Consider the following 17,715-nt stretch of genomic DNA (forward strand, 5'->3'; position numbering starts at 1 on the left):
GGTGGCCGGGGCGAACTCGCGCCCCGGCCACCCGATCCGACCGGCCCCCGGCGCCACCGCCGACGGGCCGGTCCTCTGTCAGGCTCCCACCCGCTCGCCCTCGACGGCGGTCGGCGGGGTCGGTGCGAGCGCCTCGGCCGCCTCGTCGTGGGTCAGGTCGGGCATCCGGTTCAGCCACTTCGGCAGGTACCAGTTGCGCTCGCCGAGCAGCGCCATCACCGCGGGGAGCAGGACACCCCGGATGATCGTCGCGTCGATGAGCACGGCGGCCGCGAGGCCCACGCCCATCTGCTTCATGGACTGCATGGACAGCGTCCCGAAGATCGCGAAGACGGCCACCATGATGACGGCGGCGCTGGTGACCACGCCCGCCGTGGTGACCACCCCGTGCCGGATCGCGTCCTTGGTGTCGCGGCCCCGCAGTCGTGCCTCACGGATCCGGGAGACCACGAACACGTGGTAGTCCATCGAGAGCCCGAAGAGGATCACGAAGAGGAACAGCGGCAGCCAGGCCACGATGGCGCCGACCCCCTCCGCGCCCACCAGGGAGGCGCCCCAGCCGTGCTGGAAGACGGCGACCAGGATTCCGTACGCGGCGGCCACCGACAGGAGGTTGAGCACGATCGAGGTGATCGCGATGGTCAGCGAACGGAAGGATACGAGCATCAGCAGGAAGGCGAAGACGACCACGAAGGCGAAGACCGGGGTCACCGAGCCGATCAGCTGGTCGTTGAAGTCGTGCGATCCCGCGACCTGTCCGGTGATCGGTGCCTGGACGCCCTCGACCTTGCCGAGCGTCTCGGGACGTACCGTGTCCCGCAGCAGCTGAAGGCTCTTCGCCGCCTTGTCCTGGTCGGAGCCGCCGACCAGCGGTACGTAGACGAAGGCCACGTTGTGCTCGGCGTGCACCTTGATGTCGACCGGCCCGCGTGAGGCGCCCGAACTGACCGCCTGCTCCCGGAAGTCGGCGAGTGCGGCCTTCACGTCGCCGGCGTTGATGTTCCGCGCCTTGACGACCACCTCGGCGGGCTCGGAGCCGCCCGGGAAGGCGTCGTTGACGCGGTTGTAGGTGCCCACGATCGGCAGCGAGTCACCGAACTCCTGGTCCAGCGTGAGCTGCTGGGTCTTCATGCCGAGGGCCGGAGCCGCGATGGCGAGCAGGGCGCCTGTCGCGACCATGAGGGAGATCGCGGGCCTGGCGAGCACGACCCGCAGGACCGCGCCCCAGAACCGGCTGCCCTCAGCGGCCGGACGCCGGTTCGTCCGGCCCCCGTTCGCGTCGCGCCGCTTGGCCCGGTTCAGGAACGGCAGGCGGCCCTTCTCGACGCGCTCGCCGAGGAGCGAGAGCAGCGCGGGCAGCACGGTGACCGAGCCGACCATGGCGACCGCGACGACCATCAGCGAGGCCAGGCCCATCGCCTCGAACTCCGCGAGCCCGGTGAAGAGCATGCCCGCCATCGCCACGCACACGGTGACACCCGAGACGATGATGGCGCGGCCACTGGTCGCGGCGGCGATCCGCAGGGCGGTCGCGGCGTCCCGGCCGGCCTCGCGCTCCTCGCGCTCACGCCGCAGGTAGAACAGGCAGTAGTCGACGCCGACGGCCAGACCCACCAGCAGCATCACGGAGTTGGCCGTGTCGCTCATCGGCATCAGATGGCTGACGACACCCATGAGGCCCATCGTCGCCATGATGGCGGTGACCGCGAGCGCGACCGGGAGCAGCGCCGCCACCAGGGCGCCGAACGCGATGAGCAGGATGCCCAGCGCCACCGGTACGGCGGACAGTTCGGCCTTCTGGAAGTCGTCGCCGAACGCGTCGTCGTACTGCTTCATCATGCTCGCGCCGCCGATCTCCTCGATCCGCAGCCCGGCGTGGTCCTTCCGGACGCTCTCGACGGCCTTCAGCACGGGTTCGACGCGCTCGCCCGCCGTGTCGGAGTCGCCGCGCATGTCGAACTGCACGAGCGCGCTGCGGCCGTCCTTCGAGATCGTCCCGGTGTCGTACGGCGAGGTCACGTCGGTGACCTTGCCGGTGGCGTCAACGGCCTCGACGACAGCGGCGACCGCGCTCCTGAACTCGGCGTCCGTGGCCTTGCCGCCCGCGTCCTTCGCCTGCACCAGCACCGACTCACTGGCCGGCTCCTCGATGCCGGCGTCCTCGATGATCTTGGCCGCGGTGTGCGTCTCGCCCTTGAGCTGGTCGCTCTCGTTGACGTCGACCCGGCCCGCCGCCGAGCCGAGACCCATCGCCAGGACGACGAACAGCACCCAGATCCCGACGGCCGCCCATCGGTGCCGGGCGCTCCAGCCGCCTGCCCGGGCGGCGATGCCCCGCACCCGTGTGTGTCCGTTTCCCATGACGGGCCAGCCCCCTTGTGCGCGGTGACAGCCCCTGCCGTCACCTTCCACCATGACGGTATGGGCCGCGGCGGAGCGTCTCGTCGTGCTGTCCGGTGAGGTACGGGCCCGTCGTCTCCTCCCCGCGGACCCCGCCACCCTCCGCACTGCGGAGGAGCAAGCCCCTTACACGTAAAGGCAGTTCTAGGGGACGCCGGTCAGGGTCGCGGGGGCCGTGTCCGATGTGCCGAACTCGAGCGCGCCTACGCCTCGGCCGTCAACGGCTCCTCGGCGTCCGGCCTTTCGGAGTCCGAGGCCAAGCGGCCGGCCGCCGACCCGTCCGTCGCGACGGTCGTGCGGAACAAGAAATCCACGTCGACGCGACCCAGGACGACCCGCCGTCCTGAGGGCTGGACGGCATCGACCAGAGCGCCACCGCCGGCGACGCCAAGTACACCTACCCCGACGCGGCGGGCACGGGCGTCACCGCGTACGGCATCGACACCGGCGTCCGCGTCGGCCACCAGGACTTCGGCGACCGCGCCTCCTCCGGCTTCGACGCGATCGACAACGACGCAGCGAACGACGGCAACGGCAACGGCCACGGCAGGCTCCGTCGCGGACACCAGCACCACCTGCGGCACCTCGATGGCCACGCCGCACGTCACGGGTGCCGCCGCCGTCCACCTCGCCGGTCACCGGGTCGCCGCCCCCGCCCGGGTCGCCGCCGCGCCCACCGCCGGCAAGATCTCCGACCCGGGCACCGGCACGCCCGACAGACTCCTGAAGGTCGTCGAGTAGCCCCATGGACCGCGGTCGTCGTGCCCACCCCCACGGGGCACGACGGCCGCTTTATGGTGTGCGGATGACGACGAAGTACGCGGCGCTGTTGCGCGGCATCAACGTGGGTGGCGCGAAGAAGGTGCCGATGGCCGAGCTGCGCACCCTGATGGAAGGACTCGGCCACGGCGACGTCCGTACGTATCTGCAGAGCGGGAACGCCGCGTTCAGCAGCGCGCACGGCGACGAGGAGAGCCTCGCCGCCGAGCTGTCCACGGCCATCGAGCAGCGGTTCGGGTTCGACGTCGGCGTCCTCGTCCGCGACCACCGCTATCTGAAGGCCGTACGGGAGGCGTGCCCCTTCCCCGCCGCCGAGCTGGAGGCCAAGCAGCTGCACGTCACCTACTTCTCGGACCCCGTCGACGCCGAACGCTTCGCCTCCGTCGAGCCCGCCGCCTTCCTCCCCGAGGAGTTCCGCCTCGGGGACCGCGCCCTGTACCTGTACGCGCCCGACGGCCTCGGCCGTTCCAAGCTCGGCGAGGTGCTGGCCAGACCCCGGATGCTCAAGGGTGTCCTCGCCACCACGCGGAACTGGAACACCGTCGTCAAACTGGAGGAGCTGACCGGTGTCTGAGCGCACCCCTGCCGTCGAGGCCGCCGTCGAGGGCGAACTGCGCCTGCTCGACCCCGAGGTCCGCCGCTCCGCCGACGTCGTCGACGCGCTGCTGCATCCCGACTTCTACGAGTTCGGCTCGTCCGGCCACATCTGGGACCGCGCCTCGATCATCGCGACGCTGGCCGCCGAGACGGAGACCGGCGGCCACAGCACCACCTCGCGCATGAAGGGCGTCCAGCTCGCCCCGGACCTCGTGCACCTGACGTTCGACACCGACGACAACGGCCGCCGCGCGCACCGCAGTTCGCTGTGGCGTCGCTCCGGCGACGCCTGGCTGCTCTACTTCCACCAGGGCACCCCCTTCGGCGCCACCGAGGCCTGACGGGCTGCGGCATTCCGGGTGGCCGCTACACCCTTCTGTGCGAGGCTCGTCGTATGCGCTACATCATCATCGGGGCGGGAGCGGTCGGCGGGGCCATCGGCGGGCGGCTGGCCGAGGCCGGGCACGAGGTGGTCCTCGTCGCACGGGGAGCCCATCTCAGGGCGTTGCGCGCCGACGGCCTGCGGCTCGTGACACCCGAGGGCCCGCGTGTCCACCGGCTCCCCGCCGTGGAGAAGCCGGCCGAACTCGGCGAACTGCGCCCCGACGACGTGCTCGTGCTCACCGTCAAGACCCAGGACGGCGAGGCCGTGCTCAGGGACTGGGGGCCCGCCCCCGTGGCGGGCGGCGGCTCGGCCGCGGAACGGCTCCCGGTCGTGTGCGCGCAGAACGGCGTGGAGAGCGGGCGTCTCGCGCTGCGCCGCTTCCACCGGGTGTACGGCGTCTGCGTCTGGCTGCCCGCCACCTTCGTCGAACCCGGCACCGTCGCGGCGGCCGGCGCCCCGCTCACCGGCATCCTGCACCTCGGCCGCTGTCCGGACGGCACCGACGAGACGCTGCGCCGGATCGCCGCCGACCTGGAGACGGCGCACTTCGAGGCGCCGGTCGTGCCCGACGTGGCGCGCTGGCAGTACGCCAAGCTCCTCGGCAACCTCGCCAACGCGATCGAGGCGGTCAGCGGCGTACTCACCAGCGAGGAGGGGTTGGAGCTGTTCACCCGGGTACGGGCGGAGGGCACCGCGGTCCTGGACGCCGCCAAGATCGCGTACGCCGGCGAGGAGGAGCAGCGCCGGGCCCGCGCCGACAAGATCACCTTCAAACCCTTCGACGGCGCCCCGCGCCGCGGAGGTTCCTCCTGGCAGTCCCTCGACCGCGGCACCGGCACGATCGAGGCCGACTACCTCAACGGCGAGATCGCCCTGCTGGGCCGGCTGCACGGCGTACCGACCCCGCTCAACGACCTCCTCCAGAGGCTGGCGAACACCTTCGCCCGCGAACGCCGCCCCGCGGGGTCGATGCCGGTGACGGAACTGGTCCGCCTCGCCGACGAGGCTGTCGCGTTTGTTCAAGAGGAGCCGCCGCCGCGTCCCTAGCGTGGTGGCCATGAACGACACGAAGAGGAACGACGCGTACAGGAACGTGCACCCGCACATGGTCGAGTGCGCCGCCGAGGCCGCCCGCGTGGCCCGCGGCGTCACCGCGGCACAGCTGGCGGAGCCCTCGCACTGTGCGGACTGGGACGTGCGCACCCTGGTCGACCACTGGGTCCTCTACACGGCGCACGGCCTGGAACACCGGGCCCTGCGCACACCGCTTCCCGACGAACTGACCGCGTGCGACTTCACCGCCGACCCCGGCTGGGCCGAGGCCTACGCCGAGCAGCTCGACCGCGCGGTCGCCGCCTGGAACGATCCCGTCGTGTGGGAGGGCGAGGTCGACCTCGGAACGGCGAGCCTGCCGGCCGTGGACATCGCCTCGATGATCGTCAAGGAGATGGCCGTGCACGGCTGGGACGTGGCCGCCGCCACCGGACAGCCGTTCCGCATCTCGGACGACGCGGCCCGCTTCGTCCTCGACGTGGTCGACACCCACGCCGAGATCTACCGCCGCTACGACGGCTTCGCCGACCCCGTGGACGTGCCCGACGACGCGCCCGTCTTCGACCGGGCCCTCGCCCACAGCGGCCGCGACCCCCGTCTCTCGGCGGTGTGAAGCGGAACCCGTCGCCGCGGGCGTCAGGATCGCCCGCCCGGTTCCTCGGGGCGCCGCCGACGAAGCGCCGACGCAGCGACGGGACGCCGGATCAGGCGCCGAGCGCCGCCAGGGCCGGCATCCGGGCCTCGTCGTAGCGGTCCAGCAGGACCCGGGCCACCTCCGGCGCGGGACCGAGGACGTCGGCGAGGACGTCCGCCCGTTCCGCGCCCCGCGCGATACGGTCCGGGAGGAAACCGGGGGCCAGTACGTACGGGGCGACGGCCACGCGCTCGCAGCCCAGCGCCCGCAGTTCGCGCACCGCGTCCTCGGTGCGCGGCAGGGACGCGGAGGCGAACGCGGGCCGCACGGCGCACCAACCGGTGTGCCGCCACTCCCGCGCGATTGCTGCGATCACCGCGATCGCCTCCGGGTCGGTGGACCCCGCCGAGGCCAGCACGACCCCGGTCGAGGACTTGTCGGCGGGCGTCAGCCCGGCCTCGTACAGCCGGCGTTCGAGCGCCGCCGTCAGCAGCGGCGACGGGCCGAGCACCTCCGCCTGGCGCACCCGCATCCTGGACGGTGCCTCCCGCAGCACCGCGGGGATGTCCGACTTGGCGTGGAAGGCGCGCGTCAGCAGCAGCGGCAGCGCCACCACGTCCCGCACACCCTCCGCATCCAGTGACGCCAACACGCCCTGGACGGACGGGATGTTGAAGTCGAGGAAACCTGTCTCGACGCGCAGGCCCGGGCGCGCGGCACGCACCCGCCGTACCAGGGCGTGCACCGTCGCGGCATGCCGCGGATCGCGGCTGCCGTGGGCGATGACGACGAGGACGGGACGCTCGGGCCTGCTCATGACGGTGTCAGCCCTTCACCAGGAGTCCACGGCTGCGCAGTACATACCGCTCCACCGGACTGAAGATCAGCAGGTCGATGGCGATGCCGACGAACAGGATGAGGAAGATGGCGAGGAAGACCATCGACATGGAGCTGGCGTTGCGGCCGTTCTCCAGCAACTGGCCGAGGCCCACGCCGAGATCGGGGGAGGAGGCGATGATCTCCGCGGCCATCAGCGACCGCCAGGAGAACGCCCAGCCCTGCTTCAGACCGGCGAGATAGCCGGGCAGCGCGGCCGGCATCACGATGTGCCAGGTGCCGCGCAGGCCGGTCGCGCCCATCGTGCGGCCCGCCCGCAGGAACAGCGGTGGCACCTGGTCCACTCCCGACACCAGGCCGTTGGCGATCGACGGGACCGCGCCCAGCAGGATCACCGCGTACATCATCGAGTTGTTCAGACCCAGCCAGATCACGGCCGGCGGCACCCAGGCCACCGACGGGAGCGACTGGAGGCCGGACAGGATCGGGCCGATCGCGGCGCGCACGAACTTCACCCGGGCCACCACCAGACCCAGCGGGGTCCCGATCACCAGGGCGAACAGGAAGCCGAGCAGACCGCGCGAGACGCTGGTCCAGATGTAGTCGAGCAGCGTGCCCTGGAGCCAGGCGTTCTCGACCTCGCTCCACACGTCCGACGGCGAGGGCAGCTTGGTCGGGTCGTCGACGATCTTGAAGGTGATCAGGGCCTGCCAGGCCACCAGCACCACCGCGGCGGCGACGAGCGGCGGCAGCACCTTCTGCCGGAACGTCGTCCCGAAGGACCTGCGGCGGGTGACGGAGGACTCCAGCGCGTCGAGTCCCGCCTCCAGACCGCCCAGGCCGTCGGTCTCCTTGACGGCGGCGTCGGCCTTGGTCTCAGTGCTGGCCATGGCGGCGGATCTCCCCACGCAGTTCTTCGGTGATCTCGATGGACAGTTCCGCCACGGGGGCGTCCTCGATGCGGCGCGGCTGCGGGATGTCGACCGTCCACTCGCGGGCCACGCGCCCGGGGCGGGAGGACAGCAGGACCACGCGCTGCGCGAGCCGCACCGCCTCGCGCACGTTGTGCGTGACGAACAGGACGGACACGCCCGTCTCGCGCCAGATCCGGGTCAGTTCGTCGTGCAGCACGTCCCGCGTGATGGCGTCCAGCGCCGCGAACGGCTCGTCCATCAGCAGGATCTGGCTGTCCTGCGCGAGCGCCCGCGCCAGCGCCACACGCTGGCGCATACCGCCGGACAGCTCGTGCACCCGCTTGCCGTACGCGCCCTGCAGCCGGACGAGTCCGAGCAGTTCCTCGGCCCTGTCGCGCCGCTCCGCCTTCGGAACTCCGCGCAGACGCAGGGCGAGTTCGATGTTCTTGCCCGCGGTGAGCCACGGGAACAGGGCGTGCTCCTGGAACATCAGGGCGGGGCGCCCATGGGTCGTGATGTCACCGGCGGAGGGCTTGTCGAGCCCCGCCACCAGGTTCAGCAGGGTGGACTTGCCGCACCCCGAGGCCCCCAGGAGGGTGACGAACTCGCCCGGCGCGACATCGAGGGTGATGTCGTCCAGGACGAGCTGGGGCCCCGCAGGTCCGGCGAAGGACTTCGAGACGTGCTCGATGCGGGCGGCGTACTCCGTCGTACCGACGCCGTCCGCGGCCTTGGCGAGGGTCGTGGCCATGGTCGTCACCTCCTGGGAACTCTTCGGGATCCGGGCTTACTTGACGCCGAGACCGGCGTCTTCGACCGGGCTCTCGCCCGCGTCCTTGAGGACCTTGTTCAGGAGCGTGAGGTCGTAGATGCCCTTCAGGTCGGGCTTCTCCAGGAGACCGGCCTTCACCGCGTGGTCCGCCTCGCTGGTCAGGGTGGAGGCCAGCGGGTCGTTGGTGATCTGGATGGACTTCCAGGCCGGGTCGAGGACGTCGGCCGGCAGGGCCTTGCCCGAGTCCGCCTCCAACTGCTTGTTCGCCGAGGCCTTCGCCTCGTCCGGGTTGGCGTTGATCCACTTGTTGGTCTCGACGGAGCCCTTCAGGACCGCCTCGACGACCTTCGGGTGCTCCTTGAGGAACTTCTGCGACACGATGATGTTCGTGATCACGAACTTCTTGTCGGGCCACAGGTCCGACTCGTCGAGCAGTACCTTGCCGCCCTCGGCGACCAGCTTGGACGCGGTCGGCTCCGGCACCCAGGCGCCGTCGATGGAGCCGGACTTGTAGGCGTCCGGGGTGATCTTGTTGTCGGTGCGGACGACCGAGACGTCGCCCTTGCCGCTCTGCGCGTCGACCTTCCAGCCCTGCTCCGCCGCCCAGTTGAGGAACGCGACATCTTGGGTGTTGCCGAGCTGCGGTGTCGCGATCTTCTTGCCCTTGACGTCCTTCAGGGACGTGATCTTCTTGGGGTTGACCACGAGCTTGACGCCGCCCGAAGCCGAACCGCCGATGATGCGCAGGCTCTTGCCCTGGGACTTCGTGAAGCCGTTGATCGACGGAGAGGGGCCGATCCAGCCGATGTCGATGGACCCCGAGTTGAGGGCCTCGATCTCGGAGGGTCCGGCGTTGAAGATCTGGTACTTCGCCGAGGTGGCGCCGAGCTCCTTCTGGAGGAAGCCCTTCTGGTTGCCCACCAGCGCGGTGGCGTGCGTCAGGTTGCCGAAGTAGCCGATCTTCACGGAGTCGAGTCCGTCGATCTTCTTCGATCCGGCGGCGACCTTCGCCTTGGTGTCGTCCTTGGCGTCGGAGCCGTAGCTGCACGCCGCGAGGGCGAGCAGGGGGAGCGCGGTGGCGACGGCGAGGCCGCGGCGCACCAGGGCGGAGCGGTGGGAGCGGATGGCAGGCACGGGAGGTGTTCCTCTCGTTGGCCCGGCGGTCACGCCTTTCTCAGGTCGTGGCCGGGAGGTCGGCAGGTCTTCGTCTTCGCAGGCTGTGGGGGGACGGGGCGCGCAGGCAGTGCGCGTACGTCATCGCGCACATCGCGCGACTCCGCCCTGCCCGCTGCCGAGGGCGCCGCTGCCGACGCGGCCGCCCTCCTTCGCGAACGTGGACCAGTAGTCGATAGGGGTCATGTCAGAAGTCCCACCCGTCGTCGTCGGCGTCGTCCTCGACCGGCTGCGGCGCGGCGAACGACTCGCCGACCATGCCCGCGGTCAGGGTCGTGCCGTCGGCCGGGTCGATCAGGATGAACGCGCCGGTGCGCCGGGAGTCCGCGTACGCGTCGAGCGGGAGCGGCTCGGCGGTGCGGATCTTGACGCGGCCGATGTCGTTGGCGACCAGCCGGCCCGGGTGCGGGTGCAGCGACAGGTCGTCCAGGGTCAGCCGGGACGGGATGTCCTTGACGATCGCCTTGACCGTGCGGGTGCCGTGCTTGAGCAGGACCCGGTGGCCGACGGTGAGCGGCTCGTCCGCCACGTGGCAGACCGTCGCCTCGACGTCCTGCGTGGTCGGCGGCGCGTCCTTGCTCGGCACGAGCAGGTCACCGCGGGAGATGTCGATGTCATCCTCCAGCAGGAGGGTCACCGACTGCGGGGTCCAGGCGACGTCGACCGGGGTGCCCAGCAGGTCGATGCCGGCCACCTTCGAGGTGCGTCCGGACGGCAGCACGGTGACGCTCTCGCCGACGCGGAACGTACCGGCGGCGATCTGGCCCGCGTACCCCCGGTAGTCGGGGTGTTCGGCGGTCTGCGGGCGGATCACGTACTGCACGGGCAGCCGAGCGTGGCAGTGCGCCAGGTCGTGGCTGACGGGCACGGTCTCCAGGTGTTCGAGCACCGTCGGGCCGCCGTACCAGTCCATGTTCGCGGAGGGTTCAACGACGTTGTCGCCGGCCAGCGCCGAGATGGGGATCGCGGTGATCTCGGGGACGCCCAGCTCGGAGGCGTACGCCGTGAACTCCTCGGCGATCGCCGCGAAGACGGTCTCCTCGTACGCGACGAGGTCCATCTTGTTCACCGCGAGGACCACGTGCGGGACGCGGAGCAGGGCGGCGACGGCGGCGTGCCGGCGGGTCTGCTCGATGACGCCGTTGCGGGCGTCGACGAGGACGACGGCCAGGTCCGCGGTGGAGGCGCCGGTGACCATGTTCCGGGTGTACTGCACGTGCCCGGGGGTGTCGGCGAGGATGAACCGGCGCCGCGCGGTCGCGAAGTAGCGGTACGCGACGTCGATCGTGATGCCTTGCTCCCGCTCGGCGCGCAGACCGTCGGTGAGCAGGGCGAGGTCCGGGGTGTCCTGGCCGCGGCCGGCCGAGACGCGCTTCACGGCCTCCAACTGGTCCGTGAGGATCGACTTGGAGTCGTGCAGCAGCCGCCCGACCAGGGTGGACTTGCCGTCGTCGACGGAACCGGCGGTCGCGAAGCGCAGCAGCGTGGTGGCCGACAACTGCTCGACCGACAGCGGCTCGGTGGGTTCGGTGGTGCTGGTCATGTCTAGAAGTACCCCTCGCGCTTGCGGTCTTCCATCGCGGCCTCGGACACCTTGTCGTCGGCGCGGGTGGCGCCGCGCTCGGTGAGGCGGGAGGCGGCGATCTCGGCGATGACGGCGTCCAGAGTGGTCGCCTCGGAGTCGACGGCGCCGGTGCAGGACATGTCGCCGACGGTGCGGTAGCGGACGAGCCGCCTCTCGACCGTCTCGCCGTCCTTCGCACCGCCCCACTCACCGGCGGTCAGCCACATGTTGGCCCGCTGGAAGACGTCGCGCTCGTGCGCGAAGTAGATCTCGGGCAGCTCGATGCCCTCGCGGGCGATGTACTGCCAGACGTCCAGCTCCGTCCAGTTGGACAGCGGGAAGACACGGACGTGCTCGCCGGGCGCGTGACGGCCGTTGTACAGCTGCCACAGCTCGGGACGCTGGCGGCGGGGGTCCCACTGGGAGAACTCGTCGCGCAGCGAGAACACCCGCTCCTTGGCCCGGGCCTTCTCCTCGTCGCGGCGTCCGCCGCCGAAGACGGCGTCGAAGCGCTCCGCCTGGATCCTCTCGGTGAGGGGGAGGGTCTGCAGCGGGTTGCGGATGCCGTCGGGACGCTCGCGCAGTACACCGCGGTCGATGTAGTCCTGCACGGAGGCCACATGGAGCCGCAGCCCGTGCTCCTCCACCGCGCGGTCGCGGTAGGCGAGGACCTCGGGGAAGTTGTGCCCGGTGTCCACGTGCAGCAGCGTGAAGGGGATCGTGGCGGGCGCGAACGCCTTCAGCGCGAGGTGCAGCATGACGATGGAGTCCTTGCCGCCGGAGAAGAGGATCACCGGCCGCTCGAACTCGCCCGCGACCTCGCGGAAGATGTGCACGGCCTCGGACTCCAGGGCGTCCAGGTGCGACAGCGCGTACGGGCTGCTGTCCGTGTCCCCGGTGACACTGGCGACGGTCGTCATGCGAGACCCCTCTCGGTGAGCAGCGCGTGCAGCGCGGCCGCGGACTCCTGCACGGTCTGGGTGTGCGACGCGATGCGCAGATCGGGCGACTCGGGCTCCTCGTAGGGATCGTCGACGCCGGTCAGGCCAGAGATCTCGCCCGCGGCCTGCTTGGCGTACAGCCCCTTCACGTCACGCACCGAGCAGACCTCGACCGGCGTCGCCACGTGCACCTCCACGTAGGCGGTGCCCCCTGCCTGGTGGCGGCCCCGGACCGCCTCACGGCTGTCCGCGTACGGCGCGATCACGGGCACGAGCGCCTTGACACCGTTGCGTGCCAGCAGTTCGGCGAGGTAGCCGATCCGCCGTACGTTCGTGTCGCGGTCCGCGCGGGAGAAGCCGAGGCCGGCGGAGAGGAACTCGCGGACCTCGTCGCCGTCGAGCACCTCGACACGGTGGCCCTCCTCGCGCAGCCGGCCGGCCAGCTCGTACGCGATGGTGGTCTTGCCGGCACTCGGCAGACCCGTGAGCCAGACGGTGGCTCCGGTCGTCACTTGCTGCTCCTGGGAGATCGTGGGGTCCGGGGCCGTCGCGGCTGCCGTCGTCGGCGTCATCCGTGCAGCCCGCACTCGGTCTTCGAGCGGCCGGCCCAGCGGCCGGCGCGCGCGTCCTCGCCCGCCAGCACCCGGCGGGTGCAGGGCGCGCAGCCGACGGAGGCGTAACCGTCCGTCAGCAGGGGGTTGGTGAGGACGCCGTGTTCGGCGACGTACGCGTCGACGTCGTCCTGCGTCCAGCGGGCGATGGGCGAGATCTTGACCTTGCGGCGCTTCTCGTCCCAGCCGACGACCGGGGTGTTCGCCCGGGTCGGGGACTCGTCGCGGCGCAGGCCGGTCGCCCAGGCGTCGTAGGCGGTCAGGCCCTCTTCGAGCGGCTGGACCTTGCGCATCGCGCAGCACAGGTCGGGGTCGCGGTCGTGCAGCTTCGGCCCGAACTCGGCGTCCTGCTCGGCGACCGTGCGGCGCGGGGTGAGCGTGATGACGTTGACGTCCATCACGGCCTCGACGGCGTCGCGGGTGCCGATGGTCTCGGGGAAGTGGTAGCCGGTGTCGAGGAACACCACGTCGACGCGGCGGTCGCCGGGGAACGCGCGGGAGGCCAGATGGGCGACGACCGCGTCCTCCATCGAGGAGGTGACGCAGAACTTCCCGCCGAAGGTCTCCGCGGCCCAGCGGAGGATCTCCAGGGCCGAGGCGTCCTCCAGATCACGCCCGGCCTGCTCGGCGAGGTTCTTCAAGTCCTCGTCCGTACGCTCTTCCTGAAGTGCCGTCATATCTCCGCCCCTCCACGGTCGTCCTGCCGAAGACCCCGGGACAGCAGCCCGAGGAACTTCAGATGGAAGGCCCGGTTGCACGCCGCGCATTCCCACGCGCCGTGGCCTTCTTCGCTGGGTCGCAGGTCCTCGTCCCCGCAGTAGGGGCAGTAGAACGGCGCTGCTCGCTCGCTCATGACAGCGCCTCCTCGGAGGCGCGCGAGGCCCAGACGGCGAAGCGCTCGCCGCCCTCGCGCTCCGCCTGGAAGCGCTTGAGGACCCGCTCGATGTAGTCGGGCAGTTCGTCCGAGGTGACCTTCAGGCCGCGGACCTTGCGGCCGAACCCGGCCTCCAGGCCGAGCGCGCCGCCCAGGTGCACCTGGAAGCCCTCGACCTGATCGCCCTGCTCGTTGAGGACCAGCTGGCCCTTGAGACCGATGTCCGCGACCTGGATGCGGGCGCAGGCGTTCGGGCAGCCGTTGATGTTGATGGTGATGGGCTCTTCGAACTCGGGGATGCGGCGCTCGAGTTCGTCGATCAGGGAAGCTCCGCGCGCCTTCGTCTCGACGATCGCGAGCTTGCAGTACTCGATGCCGGTGCAGGCCATCGTGCCGCGCCGGAAAGTGGAGGGACGGGCCGTCAGGTCGAGCGCTTCCAGGCCCTCGACGAGCGAGTCGATCCGCGTCTCGTCCACGTCGAGCACGATCATTTTCTGCTCGACGGTCGTGCGCAGCCGGCCCGAGCCGTGTGCCTCGGCCAGTTCGGCGATCTTCGTCAGGGTCGCGCCGTCCACGCGGCCGACGCGCGGCGCGAAGCCGACGTAGTACAGGCCGTCCTTCTGGCGGTGCACGCCGACGTGGTCGCGCCAGCGGGCGACGGGCTGGGCTGGGGCGGGCCCGTCGACCAGCTTCCGCTCCAGGTAGTCGTCCTCCAGGATCTGGCGGAACTTCTCCACACCCCAGTCGGCGACCAGGAACTTCAGGCGGGCGCGGGTGCGCAGCCGCCGGTAGCCGTAGTCGCGGAAGATCGACAGGACGCCGATGTGGACGTCCGCGACCTCGTCGAGCGGGACCCACGCGCCGAGACGCTGGCCGATCTTCGGGTTGGTGGAGAGCCCGCCGCCGACCCAGAGGTCGAAACCGGGGCCGTGCTCCGGGTGGTTCACGCCGACGAAGGCGACGTCGTTGATCTCGTGTGCCACGTCGAGCAGCGGCGAGCCCGAGATCGCCGTCTTGAACTTGCGGGGCAGGTTCGAGAAGTCCTTGTTGCCGATGACCCGGCGGTGGATCTCCTCGATCGCCGGAGTGCCGTCGATGATCTCGTCCTCGGCGATGCCGGCGACGGGAGAACCGAGGATGACGCGGGGCGTGTCACCGCAGGCCTCGGTCGTGGACAGGCCCACGGCCTCCAGGCGGTCCCAGATCTCCGGGACGTCCTCGATGCGGATCCAGTGGTACTGCACGTTCTGCCGGTCGGTGAGGTCGGCGGTGCCGCGCGCGAACTCCTGCGAGATCTCGCCGATGACGCGCAGCTGCTCGGTGGTCAGCCGGCCGCCGTCGATACGGACGCGCAGCATGAAGTACTTGTCGTCCAGCTCCTCCGGCTCCAGGATCGCGGTCTTGCCGCCGTCGATCCCGGGCTTGCGCTGCGTGTAGAGCCCCCACCAGCGCATCCGGCCGCGCAGGTCGTTGGGGTCGATCGAGTCGAAGCCCCGCTTGGAGTAGATCGTCTCAATGCGTGTCCGCACATTGAGACCGTCGTCGTCCTTCTTGAACTGCTCGTTGCCGTTGAGGGGGGTGAAGTGACCCACGGCCCACTGACCCTCGCCACGGTGACGGCTCACCTTGCGGCGGGGCGCGGCGTCGGGATTCTGCGGGGTGGCGGCCATGGCTGTTACGTCCTTCGAGACTGCGGGACAGGTCTGACTGCGGCTCTGACCTGCGCGCACGGGCGCATACGGAGGTATGGGCGCGTGCCTGCGCGGGGAGTGCAGAAAGGGAGGGAAGTCGGCGCTGCTGTGCTGATCAGCTCGCCGGACAGATGGCGCTGGACATGCGGCCGAGGTCGACGTGCCGCCGACTCACCAAGGCAATCCCAGTTCCAGACATGACGGAAGCGTGTCACGCGGATCTCGGACCAGTCCACCATCGTCCAAGATGTGGACACCCTTGTCCCGCATGACGAGACAAGGGTGTCCCCGGTCACAGAACCGGGTTCGCGCGCGTGCGCGGGGAGGAGAGGGAAGCGCGCGGGTCAGGCGCTGTGGGCTCCGGGCCACGGGCCCGGGGTGGCCACCTCGCGCTCCTCCTCGACCTTGGTGTCGAAGAGCTTGAAGCCGCGGCGCAGGTAGTTGTCCATCGCGTGCTCGCCGTCCTTGCTGCAGGTGTGCAGCCAGACGCGCTTGGTCTCGGCCGCTCCGGGCCGGCGCTCGGCCAGGTCCCAGGCGCGCGCGGTCCCGTAGGACAGCAGGTGGCCGCCGATGCGGCGGCCACGGAACGCGGGGATGAGCCCGAAGTAGACGATCTCGACGACCCCGTCGTCCTGCGTGCCCAACTCGACGTAGCCCGCCGGGGTTCCCCGGTCGTAGGCGACCCAGGTCTCCGCGCCCGGCTTGTCCAGGACCTCCTGCCACTGCGCGTACGTCCAGGAGAGCCGGTCGGTCCAGCGGATGTCGCCGCCGACGGAGGCGTACAGGAAGCGGCTGAACTCGGGGGAGGGGACCTCGGCGCGGACGATGCGGACGTCGCCGTCGGGGGCGATCGCGGGGAGCAGGTCGGTGGGTGCCGTCTGCTCCAGGGACCAGGTGGTCACGCTGACGTTGCTCATGCCGGTCAGGGAACCACGAGCGCGGGCGCCCCTCCAAAAGCCGCCCCGGGCGGCCGGGGGTCGCCGCTACTCCACCGACTTGTCGACCGACGACAGCGGCACCGCGTACAGCACCCGCTGCGCCGCCGTGTCCGTGAGGGTCCACAGTTCGCCGGTCTGCGGCCAGTAGGAGAAGGCCCCGGGGCCGAGACCCCAGCAGGCGTGCGACTGGTCCGCGGTGCAGGTGGCGGCCTGGGCCCCGTCGCCGTTCTGCCGCCACAGCGAACCGCGCAGGCTGCCGCTCCCGGACGGCCGGCCCACGTACCACCGGGCCTCGCGCGCGCCGGCGGACCGGTGCGAGAGGACGCCGGACACGCCGGTGCCCTTGGTCGAGTAGGCCTCGACCGCGTCCACGTGTCCTTGGGCGTCGGCGAGCAGCCCCGTTCGGTACGCGGCGGTGCTGAACGGATAACGCCAGACGCGTGTCCGCTCCGCACGGCCGGCGGCGGCCTCCGTGGCCACCAGGCTGGCCGGTGCGGTCGTACGGTCCAGGGAGAGCGAGCCGAAACAGGGGACCGTCCGGTCACGGCCGCGCGTACAGGAGCCGCCCTCCGGGTCGTACGAGCCGATGGCGGGCATCACGTAGCGGTAGCCGGCGGCCGAGTAGCCGGCGCCGGTCCGGCCCACGGCGGTGCCGTCCACACCGGTGCGCAGCACGCGGTGGAGGTCGAAGACGAGGAGCCCCGCGCCGTGCGCCGCGGTGACGATCAGCTTGTCCTGGTACCAGACCATGCCGCCGAGACCCGAGCGGACCGCGGTGAAGTCCTTGCCGCCGGAGCGGGGGGCGACCAGCAGGACCCAGCGGTACCGGAGCGCCTCCGGGTCGGTGGCGTCGACGAAGGCGACCTTGGCGAAGGCGTCGCCCCGCGCCGTCGGGGCCGTTGCCCCGCCGCGGTGGGTCCAGCCCGCCAGGATCACCCGGCGGGTGCCCCACTGTCCGGTGACGTCGGCGTCCCCGGAGGTGGTCACGGAGCGCGGCCGCCACTGCGCGGTCCGCGCGTCCGCGCGCTCCCAGCAGTACGCGCGCGTGGCCGTCGGTTCGACGGGCAGCGCGGACCGTTCACGCGCGGAGCAGTCGGCGGTGTTGCGCAGGGCGTGGTCGGTGTCGTCCAGGACGCCCTCCACGCCGACGTTGCCGCCCATGTTCCCGCTGAGCGTGTCGAGCGACTCCCGGGAGGTGAGGTTCTCGTGCAGGCGCAGCTGCTGGGAGGCCGAGCCGGTTCGGAGTGCGGTGAGGCCGCCCGGGCTGTTGCCGCCGGTGGCCTGCGAGGTGCTGATCAGGGTGGCGGCCGCGGTGAGCGCGAGCGCGGTTCCGGCAAGGGTGGCGCGCAGCGCCTGACCCCTTCTGCGACGACGGTGCCTGCCGCGCTGCTTCATGCGTCCTCCCGACTAGGCCAACTGCCTCCCCCGCCGAGGGCGTTGACGGAGAGACGGGTGGGGTGGCCTGTGAAGGGGATGCTACGACAGAGACCCCCGGGCCAGGACAAAGTCCACGGAAGACGCTCACTAAATACGCTCGCGTCATACCCTTCG

At 71.1% G+C, this 17,715-nt stretch carries 20 protein-coding genes; 5 read left to right on the forward strand and 15 right to left on the reverse strand.

Annotated features, from left to right (window positions below; genetic code table 11):
* Positions 1–78: 78 nt before the first annotated feature.
* Together ACIRQH_RS32180 and ACIRQH_RS32185 are read right to left on the reverse strand one after the other, a co-directional pair.
* Positions 79–2,361 (reverse strand): MMPL family transporter, encoded by a 2,283-nt coding sequence (locus tag ACIRQH_RS32180; RefSeq protein ID WP_404228201.1) that lies wholly within the window; start codon positions 2,359–2,361, stop codon positions 79–81.
* Between the two features lie 242 nt (positions 2,362–2,603).
* Positions 2,604–2,996: a hypothetical protein gene (locus ACIRQH_RS32185; protein ID WP_404228204.1), complete on the reverse strand. Its 393-nt coding sequence runs from the start codon at positions 2,994–2,996 to the stop codon at positions 2,604–2,606.
* Here ACIRQH_RS32185 and ACIRQH_RS32190 point away from each other — a divergent pair.
* The 5 genes from ACIRQH_RS32190 (at position 2,989) to ACIRQH_RS32210 (ending at position 5,828) form a co-directional block, all read left to right on the forward strand.
* Positions 2,989–3,141 carry a hypothetical protein gene (locus ACIRQH_RS32190; protein ID WP_404228207.1) on the forward strand — a complete coding sequence of 51 codons (153 nt, stop codon included), beginning with the start codon at positions 2,989–2,991 and terminating at the stop codon, positions 3,139–3,141. The genes ACIRQH_RS32185 and ACIRQH_RS32190 overlap by 8 nt on opposite strands.
* A 64-nt stretch (positions 3,142–3,205) precedes the next feature.
* Positions 3,206–3,754: a DUF1697 domain-containing protein gene (locus ACIRQH_RS32195; RefSeq protein ID WP_388871544.1), complete on the forward strand. Its 549-nt coding sequence runs from the start codon at positions 3,206–3,208 to the stop codon at positions 3,752–3,754.
* Positions 3,747–4,118, forward strand: a complete 372-nt coding sequence (locus ACIRQH_RS32200) for a nuclear transport factor 2 family protein (RefSeq protein WP_358818252.1) — start codon at positions 3,747–3,749, stop codon at positions 4,116–4,118. Before ACIRQH_RS32195 ends, ACIRQH_RS32200 begins: the two co-directional genes overlap by 8 nt.
* A 53-nt stretch (positions 4,119–4,171) precedes the next feature.
* Entirely contained in the window at positions 4,172–5,209 is a 1,038-nt protein-coding gene (locus tag ACIRQH_RS32205) for a ketopantoate reductase family protein (RefSeq protein ID WP_404228210.1), read from the forward strand.
* Between the two features lie 10 nt (positions 5,210–5,219).
* Positions 5,220–5,828 carry a TIGR03086 family metal-binding protein gene (locus ACIRQH_RS32210; RefSeq protein WP_388871539.1) on the forward strand — a complete coding sequence of 203 codons (609 nt, stop codon included), beginning with the start codon at positions 5,220–5,222 and terminating at the stop codon, positions 5,826–5,828.
* Positions 5,829–5,919: 91 nt separating this feature from the next.
* Here ACIRQH_RS32210 and ACIRQH_RS32215 read toward each other — a convergent pair whose 3' ends face one another.
* From ACIRQH_RS32215 to ACIRQH_RS32275, 13 genes are all read right to left on the reverse strand, one after another.
* Positions 5,920–6,666: a sirohydrochlorin chelatase gene (locus ACIRQH_RS32215; protein ID WP_358818249.1), complete on the reverse strand. Its 747-nt coding sequence runs from the start codon at positions 6,664–6,666 to the stop codon at positions 5,920–5,922.
* Between the two features lie 7 nt (positions 6,667–6,673).
* Entirely contained in the window at positions 6,674–7,576 is a 903-nt protein-coding gene (locus ACIRQH_RS32220) for an ABC transporter permease (protein ID WP_358818248.1), read from the reverse strand.
* Positions 7,563–8,351 carry an ABC transporter ATP-binding protein gene (locus tag ACIRQH_RS32225; RefSeq protein ID WP_355869190.1) on the reverse strand — a complete coding sequence of 263 codons (789 nt, stop codon included), beginning with the start codon at positions 8,349–8,351 and terminating at the stop codon, positions 7,563–7,565. Before ACIRQH_RS32225 ends, ACIRQH_RS32220 begins: the two co-directional genes overlap by 14 nt.
* A gap of 36 nt (positions 8,352–8,387) precedes the next feature.
* Positions 8,388–9,497, reverse strand: a complete 1,110-nt coding sequence (locus ACIRQH_RS32230; RefSeq protein ID WP_388871668.1) for an aliphatic sulfonate ABC transporter substrate-binding protein — start codon at positions 9,495–9,497, stop codon at positions 8,388–8,390.
* A gap of 235 nt (positions 9,498–9,732) precedes the next feature.
* Complete coding sequence (locus ACIRQH_RS32235) at positions 9,733–11,088, reverse strand: sulfate adenylyltransferase subunit 1 (protein WP_404228214.1); 1,356 nt, start codon at positions 11,086–11,088, stop codon at positions 9,733–9,735.
* A 2-nt stretch (positions 11,089–11,090) separates the two neighbouring features.
* On the reverse strand, positions 11,091–12,029 hold the full coding sequence (gene cysD, locus ACIRQH_RS32240; protein ID WP_388871528.1) for a sulfate adenylyltransferase subunit CysD: 939 nt from the start codon (positions 12,027–12,029) through the stop codon (positions 11,091–11,093).
* Complete coding sequence (gene cysC, locus ACIRQH_RS32245; protein WP_358818245.1) at positions 12,026–12,562, reverse strand: adenylyl-sulfate kinase; 537 nt, start codon at positions 12,560–12,562, stop codon at positions 12,026–12,028. Before cysC ends, cysD begins: the two co-directional genes overlap by 4 nt.
* Before the next feature lie 56 nt (positions 12,563–12,618).
* On the reverse strand, positions 12,619–13,338 hold the full coding sequence (locus ACIRQH_RS32250; RefSeq protein WP_358818244.1) for a phosphoadenylyl-sulfate reductase: 720 nt from the start codon (positions 13,336–13,338) through the stop codon (positions 12,619–12,621).
* Positions 13,335–13,514 (reverse strand): hypothetical protein, encoded by a 180-nt coding sequence (locus ACIRQH_RS32255; protein WP_388871525.1) that lies wholly within the window; start codon positions 13,512–13,514, stop codon positions 13,335–13,337. Before ACIRQH_RS32255 ends, ACIRQH_RS32250 begins: the two co-directional genes overlap by 4 nt.
* Positions 13,511–15,205, reverse strand: coding sequence for a nitrite/sulfite reductase (locus tag ACIRQH_RS32260; protein ID WP_358818243.1), 1,695 nt, complete (start codon positions 15,203–15,205; stop codon positions 13,511–13,513). Before ACIRQH_RS32260 ends, ACIRQH_RS32255 begins: the two co-directional genes overlap by 4 nt.
* A 136-nt stretch (positions 15,206–15,341) precedes the next feature.
* Positions 15,342–15,425: a putative leader peptide gene (locus ACIRQH_RS32265; RefSeq protein ID WP_309486338.1), complete on the reverse strand. Its 84-nt coding sequence runs from the start codon at positions 15,423–15,425 to the stop codon at positions 15,342–15,344.
* Between the two features lie 145 nt (positions 15,426–15,570).
* Positions 15,571–16,143, reverse strand: a complete 573-nt coding sequence (locus tag ACIRQH_RS32270) for a GNAT family N-acetyltransferase (RefSeq protein ID WP_388871522.1) — start codon at positions 16,141–16,143, stop codon at positions 15,571–15,573.
* Between the two features lie 66 nt (positions 16,144–16,209).
* Complete coding sequence (locus ACIRQH_RS32275; protein ID WP_388871520.1) at positions 16,210–17,559, reverse strand: hypothetical protein; 1,350 nt, start codon at positions 17,557–17,559, stop codon at positions 16,210–16,212.
* Positions 17,560–17,715: the final 156 nt, after the last annotated feature.

The sequence above is a fragment of the Streptomyces sp. NPDC102279 genome, assembly GCF_044766365.1.
In the GTDB taxonomy this organism is placed as follows: domain Bacteria; phylum Actinomycetota; class Actinomycetes; order Streptomycetales; family Streptomycetaceae; genus Streptomyces.

Coding starts and splice junctions, on each gene's coding strand:
- ACIRQH_RS32270 (WP_388871522.1), bottom strand. CDS start 16,143: ATGAGCAACGTCAGCGTGACCACCTGGTCCCTGGAGCAGACGGCACCC.
- ACIRQH_RS32210 (WP_388871539.1), top strand. CDS start 5,220: ATGAACGACACGAAGAGGAACGACGCGTACAGGAACGTGCACCCGCAC.
- ACIRQH_RS32220 (WP_358818248.1), bottom strand. CDS start 7,576: ATGGCCAGCACTGAGACCAAGGCCGACGCCGCCGTCAAGGAGACCGAC.
- ACIRQH_RS32265 (WP_309486338.1), bottom strand. CDS start 15,425: ATGTCTGGAACTGGGATTGCCTTGGTGAGTCGGCGGCACGTCGACCTC.
- cysD (WP_388871528.1), bottom strand. CDS start 12,029: ATGACGACCGTCGCCAGTGTCACCGGGGACACGGACAGCAGCCCGTAC.
- ACIRQH_RS32180 (WP_404228201.1), bottom strand. CDS start 2,361: ATGGGAAACGGACACACACGGGTGCGGGGCATCGCCGCCCGGGCAGGC.
- ACIRQH_RS32205 (WP_404228210.1), top strand. CDS start 4,172: ATGCGCTACATCATCATCGGGGCGGGAGCGGTCGGCGGGGCCATCGGC.
- ACIRQH_RS32225 (WP_355869190.1), bottom strand. CDS start 8,351: ATGGCCACGACCCTCGCCAAGGCCGCGGACGGCGTCGGTACGACGGAG.
- ACIRQH_RS32215 (WP_358818249.1), bottom strand. CDS start 6,666: ATGAGCAGGCCCGAGCGTCCCGTCCTCGTCGTCATCGCCCACGGCAGC.
- ACIRQH_RS32195 (WP_388871544.1), top strand. CDS start 3,206: ATGACGACGAAGTACGCGGCGCTGTTGCGCGGCATCAACGTGGGTGGC.
- ACIRQH_RS32250 (WP_358818244.1), bottom strand. CDS start 13,338: ATGACGGCACTTCAGGAAGAGCGTACGGACGAGGACTTGAAGAACCTC.
- ACIRQH_RS32255 (WP_388871525.1), bottom strand. CDS start 13,514: ATGAGCGAGCGAGCAGCGCCGTTCTACTGCCCCTACTGCGGGGACGAG.
- ACIRQH_RS32190 (WP_404228207.1), top strand. CDS start 2,989: ATGGCCACGCCGCACGTCACGGGTGCCGCCGCCGTCCACCTCGCCGGT.
- ACIRQH_RS32260 (WP_358818243.1), bottom strand. CDS start 15,205: ATGGCCGCCACCCCGCAGAATCCCGACGCCGCGCCCCGCCGCAAGGTG.
- ACIRQH_RS32235 (WP_404228214.1), bottom strand. CDS start 11,088: ATGACCAGCACCACCGAACCCACCGAGCCGCTGTCGGTCGAGCAGTTG.
- ACIRQH_RS32275 (WP_388871520.1), bottom strand. CDS start 17,559: ATGAAGCAGCGCGGCAGGCACCGTCGTCGCAGAAGGGGTCAGGCGCTG.